This window comes from Hyphobacterium indicum (genome assembly GCF_003129605.1).
Lineage (GTDB): Bacteria > Pseudomonadota > Alphaproteobacteria > Caulobacterales > Maricaulaceae > Hyphobacterium > Hyphobacterium indicum.
Genome location: NZ_QBDX01000004.1, coordinates 82,171 through 99,635 on the forward strand (window position 1 = coordinate 82,171; position 17,465 = coordinate 99,635).

Sequence of the window (17,465 nt, forward strand, 5' to 3'; positions counted from 1 at the left end):
GGGCCTTTCAGCCGGGCATGCTAGAAGAATATCGTTAATCGCCCTTTAGCGCTGGCGGCCGGGCAGGTTCAGTTCCGCCGACAATCCGCCGAGGTCGGAGACACCCAGCTTCAGCTCCCCGCCATAGACCCGCGCCAGGTCCACAACGATGGACAGGCCCAGGCCCGTCCCCGGAGTTTCCTCGTCCAGCCGGACCCCGCGTTTCAGCGCCGCTTGCCGCTGTTCGGCATCCATGCCCGGACCGTCATCTTCAACTTTCAGGAATATCTGCCCATCGGCCTTGGCACCGGCCGTCACCCGCACCCGGGCCGCTGCCCATTTGCAGGCGTTGTCACAGAGATTTCCGACCATCTCTTCCAGATCCTGCCGCTCCCCGCGAAACACCAGATCCGGTTCGTAGGACGCGGAAATCGATTTGGACTGCCGCGAATAGATCTTGTTCAGCGTGCGCGTCAGGTCATCAATGACCGGTGCAACCTCGCACCGCGCGCCGATCGCCTTGGCGTGGGCCGCCGCCCGGGCGCGGCGCAAATGGTGATCCACCTGCCGCGACATGGTCTCGGTTTGCCGGCGCACAAGCGACGACAACTCCCCGTCATCACCGGCGGTTTCGTTCAGCAATACGGCAATCGGCGTCTTCAGCGCATGGGCCAGATTTCCGACATGGGTGCGCGCACGTTCCACCACTTCGCGTGAGTGGTCGAGCAGGGAATTGAGCTCCACACCAAGCGGTTGGAGTTCCACCGGAAAATCCCCTTCCACCCGCTCGCTCCGGCCCTCGCGCACCTCGGCCACGGCATCCCGCATCTTGAAGACGGGGGCGAGGCCGATCCGGACCTGCACGATGACCCCCGCCGCCAGAGCGATCCCGAATATCAGGAAAATGATGATTGAAACGACAGCGAACCGGCGAACTTCGGCATCCGCAGGGCGGCGGTCCTCGGCGGCGGCGACCAGAATACGGCCGACATCGCCCGGCAATTCGACCGCCTGTATCACCACCCGCAGCAACTGGTTGTCCGGCCCCTTGGTGTTGTATGGCACTGGCTGGCCAAAATCAGCCATGGCGTCTGCAAAGGCTGACGGGGGAATAAGAATGACCTCGTCCAGCAGCGACTGGGATTCACCCAGCACCTCACCGGCCTGGCCATCTTCCACGGCATTGATCTGCCAGTACAGTCCCTGGAAAGCGCGGTTATACCGGCTGTCGAGTGGAGGCTGGGCAGGTGCGACACGTCCCGAAGGAGCCCGCTCCGCCGTGGCGATAACCGTCAGGGCAACCGCTTCCAGCCGGTCGTCCAGAGTCCGCACGACGGAATTCCGGAACAGCGTGGTCAGCGCCAGCGCGACGGCGATCAGCGCAACAAGCGTCCAGACGGTGGCCGTCAACACCAGACGGCGGAAAAGCGATCTGGAACGGGTCTTCACGCGGCCTTGGCGTCCGGGTCGATCAGCCGGTAGCCGAGACCACGGACGGTCTCGATGCGATCCTGCCCGATCTTTTTGCGCAAGCGCCCGACAAAGACCTCGATCGTGTTGGAATCCCGGTCGAAGTCCTGATCATAGATGTGCTCCACCAGTTCGGAGCGGGAAATCACCCGGTCCTGATGATGGGCCATATAGCTGATCAGACGGAATTCGTGCGAAGTGAGCTTGACCGGTGCGCCGTCGATAAAGACCCGCGCGCCCCGCGTATCGACCGAGAGCGCGCCGCAATCAATGCTGGACGAGGCATGCCCGGCGGCGCGGCGCGTCAAGGCCCGCAATCGCGCCAGCAATTCTTCGGTATGGAAAGGCTTTGTCAGATAATCGTCTGCGCCCGCATCAAAGCCGGCCACTTTTTCGCTCCAGCGGTCGCGGGCGGTAAGGATGAGCACCGGGAACACCCGTCCTTCCTGCCGCCAGCGCTCCAGCACGGTGACGCCATCAATCTGCGGCAGTCCGAGGTCCAGCACGACCGCATCATAGGGTTCGGTGTCTCCCAGGAAGTGGCCCTCTTCGCCATCGGTTGCGACATCAACGGCATAGCCGGCATCCGTCAGCGCCCGGTTGAGCTGGCGGTTGAGGTCCGGATCATCTTCTACGACGAGTACACGCATGTCTTCCTCTATCGCTCGCCAAGGATCTGGCCGGTACGCGCATCAACGATCACGTCAACGCGGCGGCCTTCCCGGGTCAAAATCGTCACAACCCATTGCGGCGATGCGCCGCCACGCAATTGCGCATTCAGCACTTCCGAGCCCGGATAGCGCCCGCGCACGATCGAGATCGCCTGCAGGGCCGGCAATACATCGCCCGAATCGCGCGCATCACGGGCCTGACCGGCGGAATAATTATTCCGCATGTCCTGCGCATGCGCGCCAGTCATGGGCAGCATGGCTCCGGAAACCGAAAGCAGCAGGGCCAAACCAGCCGTTATGAAGTGTCTCTTGTTCATGAACGGCAATCTGCCCTCTCGTCACTGAACGCGCGCTGAATGAACAAATAATCAGATTTTGACATTTTTGCGAGGGTTGTATCCCGCCGGGGGTGTCCAGCCGGACAGAAATTCCCGCAGAGCTGCATCGTCCGGCACATCGACCATAAGCCGCACAATCTGGTCTCCCGCCGGTTTTCCTTTCCGCGCGATCCCGCGCCCCTTGAGTCGCAGCAGCGTGCCGGATGTCGAATTCGGGGGGATTTTCACATCGACCGCACCCTGCAATGTGGGGACGCGCACCTTGGCGCCCAGCGAGGCCTCCTGCACGGTGACCGGCAGATCCAGGCGGATCATGTCCCCGTCTCGGCTCAACCAGCGGTGCGGCCTGATCGACAGGGTGATCAGAAGATCGCCCGAAGGACCGCCCTGCTGGCCTTTCTGGCCCTGCCCGCCAAGCCGCAGCACCTTGCCATCCTCGACACCGGCCGGGATTTTGACATCTACCTTGCGGCCATCGGGAAGATGAATGCGCTGATTGCCGCCCTGGGCCGCCGTCACGAAGTCGATTTCAAGCGCGGCAGACAGATCGCCGCCCCGTTGCGCACGCGGCGACGCCGCGCCGAAATCGCTGAAAAGATCGGAAAAGATGTCGGTAAATTCGCCGCTTTGGCGGCCGCGGCGCGCAGAGCGGAAATGGTGATGCGGCGCAACCTCCTCGCCATTGGCATCAATTTCGCCGCGATCATATTGCGCACGCCTCTTTGCATCCGACAGCAGGCGGAAGGCGGTGCTGACCTTCTTGAAGCGGTCCTCGGCGGCCGCATCCCCCGGATTCGCATCCGGGTGTAATTGCTTGGCCAGCTTGCGGTAGGCCGACCGGATTTCTTCAGTTGAAGCGGACCGGGACACGCCCAGAATTTTATAGGGATCGCTCATCAACCTCACAGCTGCCGGAAAGCGCGCGGATTGGCAAGCTGGCTATGGTGTAATTGTCAGGCGTGACGCCGCTCCGGGTCCGTACCGGGCGGAGACCTGCCGGACGTCCACCTCGAAGGCGGGCAAGGGAGACCCGATCCAGCTTTCCAGGTCTGCGATGGATATATCGAGCGCTGCCGCTTCGACCGCTTCCAAATGATGCACACTGCCATTCGTCTGAATCTCTACCTGATAGCGCTCGCTGTCCTCACCCAGCGGGACTTCGGCAGAGACCCAGTCATCCGCGCCAAACCGGGCCCGCCGGATCCAGGTCAGGCGGAAACCCTCCGCAATGCGCCGCGCCTTCAGATGGGCGGGTGGCAGGGGTTGGACATCCCGTCCGCGATAGGTGGCCACAAGGCTTTCATGCAGGCTGTCATCCGGCATCACGCCGGCGGGCAAAGCCATGAAGGTCAGGTCCAGATCGCGCTCATGGGGCTGCAGCGCCAACGTCTCTACTGCGCGATCGGCGAGCACAAAGGGCGCACCGGCTTGCAATCCGGAGAAACCGGTTGCGCTATCGGCCAGCAATCCGGTCAGCCGATAGCGACGGTCACCGGTCAGTTCTGCATCACGGAATTGCAGCGTGAACCAGCCATCAGTCCCCTGAATCGCGAGCCGGTTCCCGCCCGCCAGGACCGCCGATGCGCTGTCTGACACCAGCTGGCCGCCTGAAAGCTCAACCATCAGGGGCTGTTGTTCTATCCAGCGCCCCTCAGGCAGATCATCCGGCGCGGAAATGACGGTGCCGCAAATCGCCGGGGTGTCGAGCACGTGCCGCTCTTGCCAGACATTGTCTGCCGCGCTCCAGATCTGAACCTGCCCCGGCCAGGGGGCCGAATAGGCCGCGGCGAGCAATCCCCCGCGCGCCACCCGTTCTCCCGGCAACGGCGCAAGGTCGATCAGATTGAGGACCGGCTGCGGGGGCGGCTGAACCAGATCCGCCGCTTGCCCGGGCAGCGCCCCTGCCAATCCCGGTGTCCGTGCCACATGACGGGACGCTTCAACCTGTCTTTCGCCAAGGCCGGTCACAGCATCCAGCGTGATATCCCGGCCATCCATGGTGACCGCATCGCCCGCCTCCAGCGCGATCCGCGAAGGCGGCAGGGAAAATTGCCACTGCACCGCTCCGGCCTGTGCTTCGCCGAGAATATCTCGCGCCCAGCCCTCAGCCGTGCTTTCATCCGCCAGCAAGGGCAGGCTAAGATCGGCGACCGCTTCCAGATCATCGGTCTCTGTCCGCGCATAGACGCTGGACGGGCGATAGTCCGGCGTATCGCGCTGATAACGCAGACGGACATCGCGCGGCAGTTCGCCGTTTTGCACGAGGCTCATCTCCACGGCCCGGCCTGAGGGCGGCAATGACAGCGAGTCGTTTTCCAGAACCGCATCGGACGCCGGCCCGAAGCGAATGAAAGCGGGTCCCTCCGCCCGGTCCGCCAGGGTAAAGCCGAAGGCGGTCATCAGCGGCTGCAAGGCTTCCCGCACGGCCATCGGCCGGTCGATCACGAAACCGGAAACCAGCCCGTCCAGAGCGCCGGAATCGGCATCTAGACCGCACCGGCGTGTCAGCTCCTCAACGATCAGGGACAGCGGCGCCAGCCCGGCCCGGCCGTTCAGCCAATGCCCCAGCCGCCAGTTCGCACCATCCGACCAGATATCGCCACGCGCCGGAAAATCGGGAAAAGGCCGCGCATCCCAGGTCCAGACATGGATGAGGTCCGGGGCAATCATCGGGCCGCCATAAACGGACGACACCGGATTATGGCCGCCATCCGCCGACCAGTATTCAATCAGCGCTTCGATATAGCGCCGCTGGATCAGATCATCGCGCGCCCCGCTGGAAAAATGGGGCTGAAAGGATTCCGAACTTTTCGGATCCACAAAGACATTGGGCTGATTGGCACCCTTGTCGATCGCCGGGCAACCCAGCTCGGTAAACCAGACCGGTTTGGATTCCGGCACCCAGCCCGTTGGCGCTGCGGATTCACCGCCGCCCGGGCGGTCATGATGGGTATTGGCCCACCAGTTGCGGATATCCTTGTAACGGAAGACCCAGGGCTTTGCATAAGCCTCGTCGGTGATCGGCGTACGGGTCTGCGCATCGCGGTCCGCGGCGCTGGCATAAAACCAGTCATACCCCTCTCCGCCTTCGACATTACCGGCCAGATAGTCCGGGTCATGAATGGAAGGCGCCGCCGCCTGGTCGAGATGCGTGTCGCCGTCGCGCCAGTCGGACAGGGGCGCATACCAGTCAATCGCAACGGCATCGATCTCCGGCGCGCTCCACAAGGAATCCAGGTGGAAGAAGACATCGCCGGACCCGTCGGCGGGCTGATAGCCGGAATATTCCGACCAGTCCGCCGCATAGGAAAGACGCGTGCCCGCTCCGAGCAATTGTCGCGCCTCGGTGGCCAGATGCGTCAACTGCTCTACCGCCGGAAAGCTGTTGCTCTCGCCCCGGATCGTGGTCAGGCCGCGCATTTCCGAACCGATCAGAAAGCCGTCAACACCGCCGGCAGCAGCAGCCAGCGCCGCATGATGCAGGATGAAACGCCTAAATCCCCATTCCGCAGGTCCCGTGTAGGAGACGGTCTGACCACTGACGGCGAAATCCGCCGCAGCGGCGGTGCCGAAGAAGGCCTCGACCTGATCGCGCGCTGCGCCCGTCCCGTCAACACTGGCCGTTTCACCGATGGCCGGGTGGCAGGTGATCCGCCCGCGCCATGGAAACGCCGCCTGCACTGCACCGCCATAAGGATCGGCAAGTCCATTGCCGGGCGCAATGTCCATCAGGATAAAGGGGTAAAGGGAGACCGAAAATCCGCGCGCCTTCAATTCGGTAATGGCCTCTATCAGTGAGGCATCCGCCGGGCTGCCGCCATAGACAGGGCGTCCATCGATGCGGGAAATCAGATAGGCCGAACTGCGGTTTTCGCCGGCCACCGACCAGCTATAGGGCCGGGTGATGGTTTCACGCGTTTCAACGCCGGGCCGGATGGTGCAGTCACCGCAGCGCAAATCCGTGCCGAACCAGGCCGACACGATCAGCACGGACCGGCAATTCGGAAGACGGGCTTCAAGATCGTCAATGGCAGCAAGGAAATCCGGCTTGCCACGCGCATTATTGATGTTCAGCCAGCTTTGCCGGCCCGGCCCGTCATCCCGCAGCACAGATGATGTTGCATAGGCAAATTCGCCCGAAGCCGGGATGAGATCGACGCCCTCGATCCGGGTCTCCAGCCGCGCCGCGCCAGTCTGGGCTTGCGGGGAGCGGAACACTTCAAAAGACAGGTTGGGAATACGATTGCCGAAAGCCTCGAGCGGCAGGTCTTCGAAGACAATATAGGCCAGCCCGCGCCAGGCCGGCGCATTTTCTGTGCCTTCTATGGCCACGATCAGCGGATCCGGCGTTTGGATTTCATCGCCCCTGTAGAGGCGAAATCCCAGCTCACTCTGATCAAGTAGCTCTCCATTCGCCCAGATATTGCCGATGCCGTCGATTACCCCTTCACACAGGCCGACCGCAAAACTCACCGAATAGCTGAACCGGTTGATGCGCGGTCCGCCCTTGCCGCCGCCTTCGGAGCTCCGGTGCTCGGAAAACCGCGAGGCCCAGATGACCTGCCCGGCAATCCGGCTGCGGCCGAAAACGAGAGGAATGGGGGCACCTTCCGTCGATGCTTGCACGGGCAAGGCATCCAGCCGCGGACCGGACACGCGGTCCCGCCCGAACAGCGCCTGGTCGAGCCATCCGCCCGCCTGTGCGCCGACAAACCCGCCAAGGGCCTGTCCGGACAGGTGCAGCCCGAAGGCAGACAATCCCTTCGGCAAAACCTGCTGGCCCACGGCAGAACCGATCGAGCCCAGAATCAGCTGGCCCATGATGAGTCACTTTCCGGAAACGAGAAGGCAGCCAGGCAATGACGCCGCCACCAGGGCGTCAGCCGGGTCTCGGCAACAGCGCGCCGCGAGTGCGCATGAATGAAGTGGTGTCCGGCCGATTGAATGCCGCAATGGCGCGCCGGTTGAGAATGGCGCCAAGAAAAGACCAGAACATCCCCGGCCATGGCCTTGTCGCGGGGGATTTCGATCAGCCAGCGCCCGAGGGCCGGCACCATCAGCGCCTCTCCCGCCGGGTGCCGGACCGGATAGGGCGGTGGTGTTTCGGGCTCCGCCCCGTAAAGCGCCCGCCAGACACCGCGCACCAGCCCCAGACAATCACACCCGGTACCGCGGCAACTCGCCTGATGATGATAGGGTGTGCCGATCCAGCACCGCGCTTCAGCCACAACCGCATTGCGGATCATGACAGGCCGCGCGATCCGCCGTCCCGGCGCTTGTCTGAGGCGGGAGAAGCCATCAGCACGTCATTGCCGGGCAGGAAGGCAAAGCCGCGAAAGTTGAGAATATTCGCAAACTTGTCCCGGCAGGTCGCATGGCGCTTGTCGCACCCGGCAGTGATGACAAAGCCATCGCCTGTTCCGGACGCGGATGTATCACCCTCCAGCCCGATCAGAACCTGGTCTCCGGAGACATGGTGCGAAATCACCCGCAGGCGTTGGCCGCTCGCCGCGCCGCTGGTCCAGTCGAGCCAGCCGGATGAAAACCAGCCATCAGCGAAACCGGAAAGCCCGGAAACGACGAAGCCGGCCGGCCCCTGCCCGGTCACCATGCCCGTACCGCGATAGGCCGGCAGGCTGGCATCCAGACCGCAGCGGGCATCGCCAAAACTGGCGTCGCAATGGCGCGAATATATCCGTCCGATAGAGCGCTCCAGCCGCCGCGACAGACCGTTCAGATCCGCACGAAACGAAACGCCATCATGCCGGACCTCGCTCAGTTCACCGGTCCAGACCTTGACGCGCAAGGAGACATCCGACCAGTCGGTGCGGTAGATCTGCACCTGCGCACCGCTCCACACCCCATTCGCGAGATCACTTTCCGTCAGGGCAGAATCCTCAAACACGCCACTGACTTCGCCAGACCCGCTTTCGCGGCCCAGACGGGTGTCGATATCGGCACCGCTCAAACCGGTCGCCGCGCGATAGGTGACGCCATCAAAGACCAGATCACCATCATGGTCGGTGAAACCGAACACGTGTCCGTCGCGGCGCTCCACACGCCAGCACCAGGCCAGTGTCGTCGCCCCGGCATCCAGCCGGGCCTGCAATTCCGTTGGAATATTCAGCATGGCTCAGGCGCGGATTTCCAAGATTGGCAAATCGGCAATCTCGCCCGCCTCGAAAGCGTCCAGCGAGATATCCAGCCGATCGGTATCAAAGCGCACCGGGACATCGAATTCGAAACCGGCTGTGAGGGCGGTCCCGGCCGCCGGTGAATCAGCGAAAGTGACTTCGCCGGTTTCAACATCCACCGTGAAATCAATCCCGGCGGTCAGTTCCACGCCGTCTGCCGCAACCCGCACACTGCCGGAAACCGGCCGCATGATGAGGCGGTCATAGGCGGAAGCCTCATCCGCATAACGTTTGATCAACTGGAAAACACGGGCGTCGCCATCGCCCGTGCCCAGAGGCTGGTCGGTAGGTGACACCGGCTCACCGCTGGCATGATCCATCGGATCGCGGAAGCGGAAGCCATAAAGCCGGCCCCGGCGCGCCTCGAAAAACGCCGTCAGCGCTGCGACATCCGCCAATGTCCTGATGCCCGGCGCAGCATTCCAGCGCCGCCGCGAATGCGCCCAGGGCGTATTGCGTTCCTCCCGGCCCGAACCCAGCGTCACGATGTCCGTGCGCCGCTCCGGCCCGCCCCGCGCGCCCAGTGCCACGGAAAACGGAAACAGCACGTCATGGATTTGAGGGCTCATAGTCTGGCGGCTCCCTTGCGGACCGCGCGCGCCAGGGCCGTTGCAATCTGCGTTTCCGAACGCGTGACCGCTTCCGCCGGCGCGCGGCCCTGAAGATTGATGGTGACATGGATCGGCGCCGCACCGCCGACCTGGCCGGCGCTGGAAGGCGTGAAAAGCTCGGGACCGCGTTCACCGACAAGATAGGCCCCGCCCGCCTGAACCGGACCGCCCTCGGCCCGCGCGCCAAAGAAGGGCAGACGGCTGGCCAGTTGATCCACCAGCCCGTCAATGGGGGCGGTGACAAAGCGCTCCGTGGCAATGCGGGAAAGATCGCGCAGGATCGCATCCACCATGGTGGAAAAGCTCAGCTCTCCCGACCGCGCAGCCCGCGTCAGCGCCGTCTCGATGCTCTGCCCGGCACGGTCAAAGGCATCGCTCATCGCATCGGCCGCCCGACGGGCCGGACCATTGGCGAGGGCTTCCAATGCGGCACCCGCCCGCGCAGCATTTTCCGCCACACGCTCCGCTTCGTCGTCGTCATATGTCATGGGTCTTGTCCGGATGGGATTTCAGGAGGGCGCACAACTCGTCCCGCCGCAAGGGCGGGGCTGAGGCCGATTGCGTCAGCACCCGCCATTCCGTCAGGGACAGGTGCCAGAAGTCCGAAGGCGGAATGGCCAGGCGCAGCACGGCAAACCGCAGCCAGTCATCAAACGGGATCGTGGTCACAGCGCCCGTTCGAAGCTCTCGGCGACAGCCCGGGCGGCCTCCGCCGGATCAATCCGCGCGGTCGACAGATCCAGCACCACGCCCTCCCCGCCGGTCAGCAGGGCCTGGACCACCAGGATCAGGTCGGCTGCGGACAGGCGTTTCAGGCGCGCGCCCAGCTCGGCAAATCCGGAACACCGCAGCCCGGCCTCGATGGCCGCCAGCGCGCCCAGCGTCAGGCAGAGCGTACGCGCCTCGCCATCAATGGTCAGCGAAACCTCGCCGCGGGCCGGATTCATCTAGGCCGCCGTGAAGGTCAGCGCGCCGGCCGAGGCCAGCGACAGGGAATAGGTGGCTTCGCCATCATGGCGGCCGGCATATTCCAGGGCGGCAATCTGGAACGGACCCTCGATCACACCGAAATCCGGGATCACCAATTGCCAGTCCGGCGTGGTCTGGTTGAAGAAGGCCTGCCGCACCGTCTCGTCCGCGGCGGCATCGACAAACAGGCCCGCCCCGGTCACGGCGCAGGATTTCACGCCCGCCCCGGCGATCAGCTCGCGCCAGCCCTCGGGACTGTCGGACGTGGTGGCGTCCACCGTTCGCGCATTCAGCGTGATTGTCCGGGCGCGCAAGCCCGCCACGCTGGTAAAATCTGGCGGCGAACCCCCATCGCCGATCTTGAGCAGCAGGTCTTTTCCGCGTTGTGCGGTCATTAGAGACTCCGTCAATTGACTTGAATGATGGCCTGCACCCGCAAGACGCCATGCGCCAGGCGGTTGTCGGCAGAGCGGAAGACGTCGGCATAGACGATGCGGCAGGAAATCAGCGTGAACCCGCCGGCGAGGACAAATGAGGCGTCATCCACAACCGCGCGGATGGCGCCGAGCATCTCCTTGGTCTCCCGCCGGCCGGTGTCCCGCGTCCACAGATGCAGGGTCAGCCGGTGCGCGATCAGCTGCGTATTGCTGGCCCCGGCGGGCTCGCTGACCCCACGCCCCACACTGAGATAGGGAAAGGCCGCACCCTCCGGTGCGGCATCGAATATCCGCGCCGGATCGCCCAGAGCGGCTTTCACGCCGGCATCCGCCGCCAGGCGCGCCAGCAAGGCGTCCTGAAACGCCGCCTCCGCGCTCATAGCCGCACCCGCCGATAAGGCGCGAGCAGGCTCTGCACAGCCATTGGCAGCGGCCGGTCGCCATTGCCGTCGCGGTTCAGATAGGCATCAGCGGTCAGCCGCATCACGGCCTCGCGCAGGGCCTCCGGCACATCATCGGCGCTCGCGCCATAGCCCGCCTCGAACAGGATTTCGATGCCCGCCACCGCGCGCCCGGGCCGGGGGAAATCACCGGACCGGACAGCAATCCGCCCGGGATCGGACGCGGTATCGGCGAAATAGTTCGCCGCATCCCATACGCTGGCCACATCATCAGCGGCGAAAGTGGTGACCGAAATCACCGAGATCAGCGGCGGCAGGGGCAGGCGAAACTGTCGCCCGCTATCGGTAATGCGTCCGGGTACGTCCCAGGCATCCAGCGTCTCGCGATACGTTCGCGAAATCAGTGCCCGGCCCGTTTCGGCCTCGACACGCATACGTGTAGACGCGATAAATTGCGATACAAGGTCGTCTTCATGGCCGGTCCCGATCCGCAGAAACGCTTTCGCGTCAGACAGCGTGACGGGCTCGACCGCCGGCGGCGTGACGAGTTGGAGAGTCATTTTTGCCTCTTTCAGATGATCCGGATTCTACGGTGCAAGCTTCCCGAAGGGATGGTCCACGACAGGCGGTACTATCGTTTCTGGCACATGCACTCGCCGAGATATTTGGCTTTGTGCTGGCGATCCCGGTAATCGCCTTAGGAATTCTTTTTTATGGCTGGTTCCCCTGGATCGGCTTCGAGGGGGCCGCCATCGGTACTCTGGTCGTCTTTTTCGGCATCGGCTTCAGCCTCAACCGCCTATTCGGCCGGACCGAGGACCGCATACGGACCCGCTGGTTTGGCTTACTAACAGTCGAAGAATCAAAGCGGCGGCGAGCCGACCGGGCGGCGGCGGCCAGGTCGGTCGAACAGCCGAGATCGGGGCTCCGCCAGCGCCTGATCGACATGGGTGTACGGTCCAAAGATGACCCACCGCCCGGCAGCGAGGCCAAAGCCCCGCCCCGGAACACGGACAGTGATTAGGACAGCCCGAACTTCAACAGCTTGATCGCATTGAAATCCTGCACCCCGCCGCCGACACGCTTGGTGGTGTAGAACAGGACGTAGGGCTTGGCCGAATACGGGTCGCGCAGGACCTGAACACCCTGACGATCCACCACCAGATAACCGCGGCGGAAATCACCAAAGGCAATGGCAAAAGCGTCCGAGCCGATATCCGGCATGTCCTCGGCTTCCGTCACCGGATAACCCAGCAGCGTCGCCTGCCCGCCTTCGGTCAGCGAGGGCTGCCAGATATAATCGCCATTGGAGTCCTTGAACTTGCGCACCGCCGAGACCGTGCGCCGGTTCATCACAAAGCGGCCCGCGGCGCGATAGCCCGGTTTCGGCGCATAGATGAGATCAATCAGATCATCCGCCGGATCACTGGCGGCAAAATCACCGTCCACGCCCGTCGCAACATAGCCGATCTCGCCCCACACCGCCGAGGCATCTGCCGTCTTCGTGTAGCTGAGGAAGCCCTTCGGCTTGTTCGTGCCATTGCCATTGATGAAGGCATCGCTTTCCTGCGCGGCGAAGACATCCTGCACTTCTTCGGCCAGCCACTGGTCGATATCCACCAGCGCATCATCCAGGAGCTGGCTGGTCGCGGCCGGCATGGCGTAGAGCTCTGCGGTCGGGAAATCGAGCAGGTCCAGCGTCGGGCTGTCCGTTTCCGGACGCGCCGCCGTTTCCGACACCCAGCCGGTGGCCGCTCCGCCCAGGCTGACCGGCTTCTTGAAGGTGTGCGCCGTGGTCTGCTTGACGCTGGCAATCGCCCGGATCGGCGAGGCCGAGGTCAGCAGCCGGTCGATCAGCGCTTCGGTCTCCGCAGGAGCGACATAACCGCCATCACTGTTGGATCCGGCAGAAAGCGATTTGCCCTCGATCAGCTTGCCGGCCTCGCCCGTGCGCATATAGCTGTCCCAGGCAGCGTTGGTTTCGTCAGCCCCCTTGCTGTCGAGGCCGGGGCGTGAGGCGTCCAGCGCCAGCCGGTCGAGCCGGTCCTGGGCCCGGTTCAGGGCCGCGTCGATACGTGAGACCTTCTCGTCCAGCAGCGGATCAGCAGCCGCTTTCGCCTCGATCTCGTCCAGGCGCCGGTCATTGGCGTCCTTGAACGCCTCGAATGCGCACAATACTTCGCTCAGCGCCGCGCGGGTTTCCGCCGACGGCGCCGCCATCTTGGTTTCCTTCGTCATGTAAATCCTCTTGATTGACGATGGTTATGCGGCAATTGCCGCGGGCGCCGCGACGCGAAGGCGCGCCTGCGGCAACATCGGGAAGGTCACGATTGAGACCTCCCACAAATCCAGTTGAAGAAGCTCGCGCCCGCCGCCCGTTCGCGGCGCAAAACGCTCGGTCCGAAAGCCGATGGACAGACCATCCACCGCACCCTGGCGGATCAGCTCCGCTGCCGCCCGCCCGCGCGGCCCGGCACGCAGCACCCGGCCGCGCACGAACAGGCCCTGCCCGTCCTCACGGATCTCGTCCCACACACCGACGGGCTCGCCGGCATCATGCTGAAACAGCATGCGCACACCTTTGTAGCCGCGCCGTTGCAGGCCACGCGTAAACGCACCACGCCGCACGACATCCCGGTTGAGATCCGCCAGCCCGAAAAGGCTCGCATGGCCTTCAATGCGCAGCGGCTCGCCCGCTGCGGTGAATTCATCCATCACTGTCTCCAGAAATTCCGGCGGCGTCAGTCGTCCAGACGCCGTTCGATGCGGCTCAGGGCTTCGCGCGCCTGACCGATCTGTTCTTCCAGCCGGGCCAGGCGTTCACTCGCCGCTTCATGCAGCTCGGCCTCGGCTTCCAGACGATTGAGGCGTTCGCCTGCCGCCCCCGCCCAGATCAGCGCCCCGCCGGTCTGCATGGCGAGCGCGAAGACCACGCCCAGCGTCACCGATCTTTCCAGCCGCCAGCCCGTCATGAGGCCTCCGGCAGGCCGAGCAGGCGGCGCTTTTCGTCCGGTGTCAGGAAGTCGGCAGCGCTGATCCGCGCCCAGTCGGCAGCCCGTTCCGATGAGAGCGCCGGTATGGCAGACGTGTCCGCTGTGATCTCCAGCGGCGCTTCACTCCAGGGGGAGAGCCAGCCGGTCAGCGCCCGCGCTGTCTTGCGCACCAGCGGCAACACCGTCTGCCGCCAGAAGGCCAGATTGGCTTCCTTGTAATTGGCATAGGTATTGTCTCCCGGCAGGCCGAGCAGCAGGGGCGGCACGCCAAAGGCCAGGGCAATTTCCCGCGCGGCTTCCCGCCGGGCCTCAATGAAATCCATATCCGCTGGCGACAATGCCATCGGCTTCCAGTCCAGCCCGCCCTCCAGCAACATTGGCCGCCCGGCATTGGCCGGGCCGGTATAGGCGTCGGACAATTCCGCCTTCAGCCGGTCGAACTGGTCATCGGTCAGGTTCGCGCCTTCCCCGGTATTGAAGATCAGCGCACCGGACGGCCGCGCCGCATTGTCCAGCAATCCCTTGGCCCAGGCGCCGCCCGCATTGTGCACATCCACAGAGGCCGCCGCCGCTTCCAGCGGGCTGAGGCCATAATGATCATCCGACGGGTGAAACAGCCGCATGTGAAGGATGGGCGAGCGCCCGCTGGCCCTGTCGCGCGCAAACGTCACTTTTCTTCCATTGGCCGAATACTCCCAGCCTTCCGGCCAGCCGCGCTTGCCGGGCAGAATCCGCATCCGGTCCGGGCGCAGGGTGAACATTTCGCGCGGTACGCCATCCAGCGCCGCCAGCTCGAGATAGGCATTGCCGGAAATCTGCAGAAAGCCGTAATGCGCCTCCAGCATTTCGGTGAAACTCTGATCCGGATTGGCCTGCTCCAGCAGATATGACAGCGGGTGCGCCGCCCCGCCGCCCGTCTGCATCGTCAGCGGTGTCGAGGCGGCAGCTTCCGCAATCAGGCGGATACAGCGATGCACCACCGGATTGCGCGCAAAGCCTTCCTTCGACAGCGAGGCGTAATCGCGCGCCGGCCACGCCGCCCGCGTCCCGAAAGACAGGGCGATCAGAGGCTTTGCCGCAGACGATTTTGTGGTCAGCCCGAAGGTCCGGGCCAGCTGGTTCAGCATTGTGTCGTCCCTCAAAGACGCCGCAGCCGGGGTGCGCCCGGCCGGTTCAGCAATAATTCGCTCACCGCCCAGACCAGCGCATCCACACGGTCCGGGCTCTTGATGCTCGTGTCCGGCGCGCCGAAGGCGCACATCTGGTCTTCCAGCGCCGCAAAGCGCCCGGCATGTTTCACCCGGCCGGCGGCATAGAGCGCCGCCACAGGTTCGGCGCGGGTCCGCTTGCCGCGGCTGGCATGAACCAGCTTCACCGGCAGGCCGGGGCGGGCGGCTTTCAGCACGGCCGCAACCATGTCGCCGCCCTGATTGGATTCGGCGACCACGCAATCGGCTTCAAACCCGTCATAGGTGGCCGCCACGGCATCTGCCCAGGCCGCGGGTTTGGCCGGGCCGAAGGAGCGATCGGCCAATATGATGGCTGTTCGATCCCTGCCTTCGCCCGACGCGCCCGCAACGATGATGCCGCATTCATCCGCATGGACCTGTCCGGTCGCGGGAGGGTCAACCGCGACAATGATCCGGTGCGGGTCGGCCGCCTCGCCGCCGCAGGCGTTTTCAATGTCCTTGCGGGTCCAAAGCGCCCCGTCCGGGTCCTCGATCAGTATCCCGTCCAGTTCCTGCCGCCCGAGCAGCGACCCGCCATAACTCGCCTGCATGGCGGCCACGAAACCGGCGGCCAGATTGCCCGCATTCTTCTCTGTCCGCGCATGAGTAATGGCCACATTGGCTTGTCCGGCCAGGGTTTTCAGCGCCGGAATGGGCCGCGGCGTGGTGGTAATCACCAGGCGCGGCTCTGTCCCCAGACGCAGTCCCATGCGCAGCGTATCCAGCGTTGCCTGCGGATAGCTCCACGCCGCAAACTCATCGGCCCAGGCGGTGTCAAATTGGGGCCCGCGCAAACTGTCCGGATCCTCAGCCGAAAACACATAGCCTTCCGCGCCATTGGGCCAGATCAGCCGCCGTCGCGAGCTTTCAAAGCGCGGCCGCTCCTCTTCCAGGCCAATGCGGGCGAGACCCGACGGCCCGCCAATCATCACTTCGCGCGCGTCATTCAGGGTTGGCGCAACGAGCCCGATGCGGCGGCAGCCGCTGGCGACTTGCGCCCGTATCCATTCCGCGCCGGCGCGTGTCTTGCCCGCACCCCGCCCGCCCATGAAGAGCCAGATATTCCAGTCTCCATCGGGCGGTAGTTGTCCGCTATGGGCCCAGAACGGCCAGTCATGTTTGAGGACTGTTTTCTCTGGCTTCGTCAGCGAGTCCAGAAATTCGCGTTCCATCTCTGGCGGCCCGGAGACGATTAAATCGGCATTCCAGTTCCGCCCTGATGTCCACAAATTCCCCGGCCTCCGCCACGGGCGTGCTTTCCGGTTCAGCCGCCCGTTTCAAGTCTTTTTCCAGTTTCATGAGCATGTTCAGCGCCCGCATCCGCTTGACCGCGGACTCGACGCTGCCTTTCAGCAATTCGGATTCGGCCCGGACCAATTCACGGTGCATCGCTTGACGGTAGTATTCAGCACGCAGAGCCGCATCATCCTGCCGGCATTCCGCAATCCTGTGGCGGATACGTGATGCACTGAGACCGGTTGACGTTGCCAGCGCATCGACACTCACGCCGGCCTCATACTGGCGGGCCAACACTTCCCAGGCCGCGCGGTCGAGCCGCCTTGCCGTCATTTCTCTGACCATGCCGTTTTATAGCCCGGCCACCGCGCGCTCCGGATGGTTTTGCCGGAAAAAATTTCAGCCCATTGAATGAATAAGGGTTTCCGGATCCGTCCGGCGGGATAGCGTCCTATTTATCCCCGTTTTCGCCCGGCCAGTCGCGGATGAAGGCCTCGTAATCAGCCTCATCCACCCGCATTTCACTGGTCACCTGCCCGCGGACCGACATGCCGGCCTTGAAGGTGGATTGCGCATCACCCGTCACCAGCGGATGCCAGTCCGGCAGATCGCGGCCTTCATGGATCAGGCGGTAAGCGCAGGTTTTCGGCATCCAGGCCAGTTGTCCGACATTGTCCGGTGTCAGCCGCACACAATCGGGCACCCGCGCCGAGCGGTTGGCATAATCGCGGCATTTCCCCGTCGCGCCATCATAGAGCTTGCAGGACAGGGAGGTCAGCACGCGGTCCCCGTCCTCGTCCTCAAGCTGGACCAGACAGCATTTACCGCACCCGTCGCACAGCGATTCCCATTCCGCAGAGCTCATCTCTTGCAGTGTTTTCACTTTCCAGAAGGGGGCGTTGGACATATTCGCCTAAACCTTGCCACTTTGTGCGGG

General features: G+C 64.1%; 22 protein-coding genes. 1 reads left to right on the forward strand and 21 read right to left on the reverse strand.

What is annotated here, in order from left to right:
- Window positions 1–45 precede the first annotated feature (45 nt).
- From DBR16_RS08315 to DBR16_RS08380, 14 genes are read right to left on the reverse strand one after another with little or no spacing between them, the layout of a single operon-like run.
- Window positions 46–1,428, reverse strand: a complete 1,383-nt coding sequence (locus tag DBR16_RS08315; protein ID WP_109260809.1) for a sensor histidine kinase — start codon at window positions 1,426–1,428, stop codon at window positions 46–48.
- Window positions 1,425–2,099 (reverse strand): response regulator transcription factor, encoded by a 675-nt coding sequence (locus DBR16_RS08320; protein ID WP_109260810.1) that lies wholly within the window; start codon window positions 2,097–2,099, stop codon window positions 1,425–1,427. Before DBR16_RS08320 ends, DBR16_RS08315 begins: the two co-directional genes overlap by 4 nt.
- Window positions 2,100–2,107: 8 nt before the next feature.
- On the reverse strand, window positions 2,108–2,437 hold the full coding sequence (locus tag DBR16_RS08325) for a PepSY domain-containing protein (RefSeq protein WP_109260811.1): 330 nt from the start codon (window positions 2,435–2,437) through the stop codon (window positions 2,108–2,110).
- 51 nt (window positions 2,438–2,488) lie between these two features.
- Window positions 2,489–3,355 carry a DnaJ C-terminal domain-containing protein gene (locus tag DBR16_RS08330; protein ID WP_233347683.1) on the reverse strand — a complete coding sequence of 289 codons (867 nt, stop codon included), beginning with the start codon at window positions 3,353–3,355 and terminating at the stop codon, window positions 2,489–2,491.
- Between the two features lie 42 nt (window positions 3,356–3,397).
- The gene (locus DBR16_RS08335) at window positions 3,398–7,279 is read right to left on the reverse strand and encodes a baseplate multidomain protein megatron (RefSeq protein WP_109260813.1); all 3,882 of its coding nucleotides are present in this window, start codon (window positions 7,277–7,279) and stop codon (window positions 3,398–3,400) included.
- Entirely contained in the window at window positions 7,267–7,704 is a 438-nt protein-coding gene (locus DBR16_RS08340) for an NlpC/P60 family protein (protein WP_109260814.1), read from the reverse strand. Before DBR16_RS08340 ends, DBR16_RS08335 begins: the two co-directional genes overlap by 13 nt.
- Window positions 7,701–8,588 (reverse strand): DUF2163 domain-containing protein, encoded by an 888-nt coding sequence (locus DBR16_RS08345; protein ID WP_109260815.1) that lies wholly within the window; start codon window positions 8,586–8,588, stop codon window positions 7,701–7,703. Before DBR16_RS08345 ends, DBR16_RS08340 begins: the two co-directional genes overlap by 4 nt.
- Window positions 8,589–8,591: 3 nt before the next feature.
- On the reverse strand, window positions 8,592–9,221 hold the full coding sequence (locus DBR16_RS08350) for a DUF2460 domain-containing protein (protein ID WP_109260816.1): 630 nt from the start codon (window positions 9,219–9,221) through the stop codon (window positions 8,592–8,594).
- Window positions 9,218–9,751 carry a phage tail tape measure C-terminal domain-containing protein gene (locus tag DBR16_RS08355; RefSeq protein ID WP_109260817.1) on the reverse strand — a complete coding sequence of 178 codons (534 nt, stop codon included), beginning with the start codon at window positions 9,749–9,751 and terminating at the stop codon, window positions 9,218–9,220. Before DBR16_RS08355 ends, DBR16_RS08350 begins: the two co-directional genes overlap by 4 nt.
- Entirely contained in the window at window positions 9,741–9,932 is a 192-nt protein-coding gene (locus DBR16_RS08360; protein ID WP_233347684.1) for a phage tail assembly chaperone, read from the reverse strand. Before DBR16_RS08360 ends, DBR16_RS08355 begins: the two co-directional genes overlap by 11 nt.
- Window positions 9,929–10,210, reverse strand: a complete 282-nt coding sequence (locus DBR16_RS08365; protein ID WP_109260818.1) for a GTA-gp10 family protein — start codon at window positions 10,208–10,210, stop codon at window positions 9,929–9,931. Before DBR16_RS08365 ends, DBR16_RS08360 begins: the two co-directional genes overlap by 4 nt.
- Window positions 10,211–10,627, reverse strand: coding sequence for a phage major tail protein, TP901-1 family (locus tag DBR16_RS08370; protein ID WP_109260819.1), 417 nt, complete (start codon window positions 10,625–10,627; stop codon window positions 10,211–10,213).
- Between the two features lie 11 nt (window positions 10,628–10,638).
- Entirely contained in the window at window positions 10,639–11,049 is a 411-nt protein-coding gene (locus tag DBR16_RS08375) for a DUF3168 domain-containing protein (protein WP_109260820.1), read from the reverse strand.
- Window positions 11,046–11,630, reverse strand: a complete 585-nt coding sequence (locus tag DBR16_RS08380; RefSeq protein WP_109260821.1) for a head-tail connector protein — start codon at window positions 11,628–11,630, stop codon at window positions 11,046–11,048. Before DBR16_RS08380 ends, DBR16_RS08375 begins: the two co-directional genes overlap by 4 nt.
- A 32-nt stretch (window positions 11,631–11,662) precedes the next feature.
- Between DBR16_RS08380 and DBR16_RS08385 the strand changes: the two genes are divergently transcribed.
- On the forward strand, window positions 11,663–12,094 hold the full coding sequence (locus tag DBR16_RS08385) for a hypothetical protein (RefSeq protein WP_125184537.1): 432 nt from the start codon (window positions 11,663–11,665) through the stop codon (window positions 12,092–12,094).
- Here the strand turns inward: DBR16_RS08385 and DBR16_RS08390 are convergent.
- The 7 genes from DBR16_RS08390 to DBR16_RS08420 form a co-directional block, all read right to left on the reverse strand.
- Window positions 12,091–13,308: a phage major capsid protein gene (locus DBR16_RS08390; protein WP_109260823.1), complete on the reverse strand. Its 1,218-nt coding sequence runs from the start codon at window positions 13,306–13,308 to the stop codon at window positions 12,091–12,093. The genes DBR16_RS08385 and DBR16_RS08390 overlap by 4 nt on opposite strands.
- A gap of 24 nt (window positions 13,309–13,332) precedes the next feature.
- The gene (locus DBR16_RS08395) at window positions 13,333–13,785 is read right to left on the reverse strand and encodes an HK97 family phage prohead protease (protein ID WP_109260824.1); all 453 of its coding nucleotides are present in this window, start codon (window positions 13,783–13,785) and stop codon (window positions 13,333–13,335) included.
- A 26-nt stretch (window positions 13,786–13,811) separates the two neighbouring features.
- Window positions 13,812–14,042, reverse strand: coding sequence for a hypothetical protein (locus tag DBR16_RS08400; protein WP_109260825.1), 231 nt, complete (start codon window positions 14,040–14,042; stop codon window positions 13,812–13,814).
- The gene (locus DBR16_RS08405) at window positions 14,039–15,190 is read right to left on the reverse strand and encodes a phage portal protein (RefSeq protein ID WP_109260826.1); all 1,152 of its coding nucleotides are present in this window, start codon (window positions 15,188–15,190) and stop codon (window positions 14,039–14,041) included. The genes DBR16_RS08400 and DBR16_RS08405 overlap by 4 nt, the downstream gene beginning before the upstream one ends.
- An 11-nt stretch (window positions 15,191–15,201) precedes the next feature.
- A complete protein-coding gene (locus DBR16_RS08410) occupies window positions 15,202–16,464 on the reverse strand; it encodes a DNA-packaging protein (RefSeq protein WP_109260827.1) in 1,263 nt (420 codons plus the stop codon).
- On the reverse strand, window positions 16,406–16,798 hold the full coding sequence (locus DBR16_RS08415; protein ID WP_161539448.1) for a hypothetical protein: 393 nt from the start codon (window positions 16,796–16,798) through the stop codon (window positions 16,406–16,408). Before DBR16_RS08415 ends, DBR16_RS08410 begins: the two co-directional genes overlap by 59 nt.
- Before the next feature lie 181 nt (window positions 16,799–16,979).
- Window positions 16,980–17,435, reverse strand: a complete 456-nt coding sequence (locus tag DBR16_RS08420; protein WP_109260829.1) for a YcgN family cysteine cluster protein — start codon at window positions 17,433–17,435, stop codon at window positions 16,980–16,982.
- Window positions 17,436–17,465 lie beyond the last annotated feature (30 nt).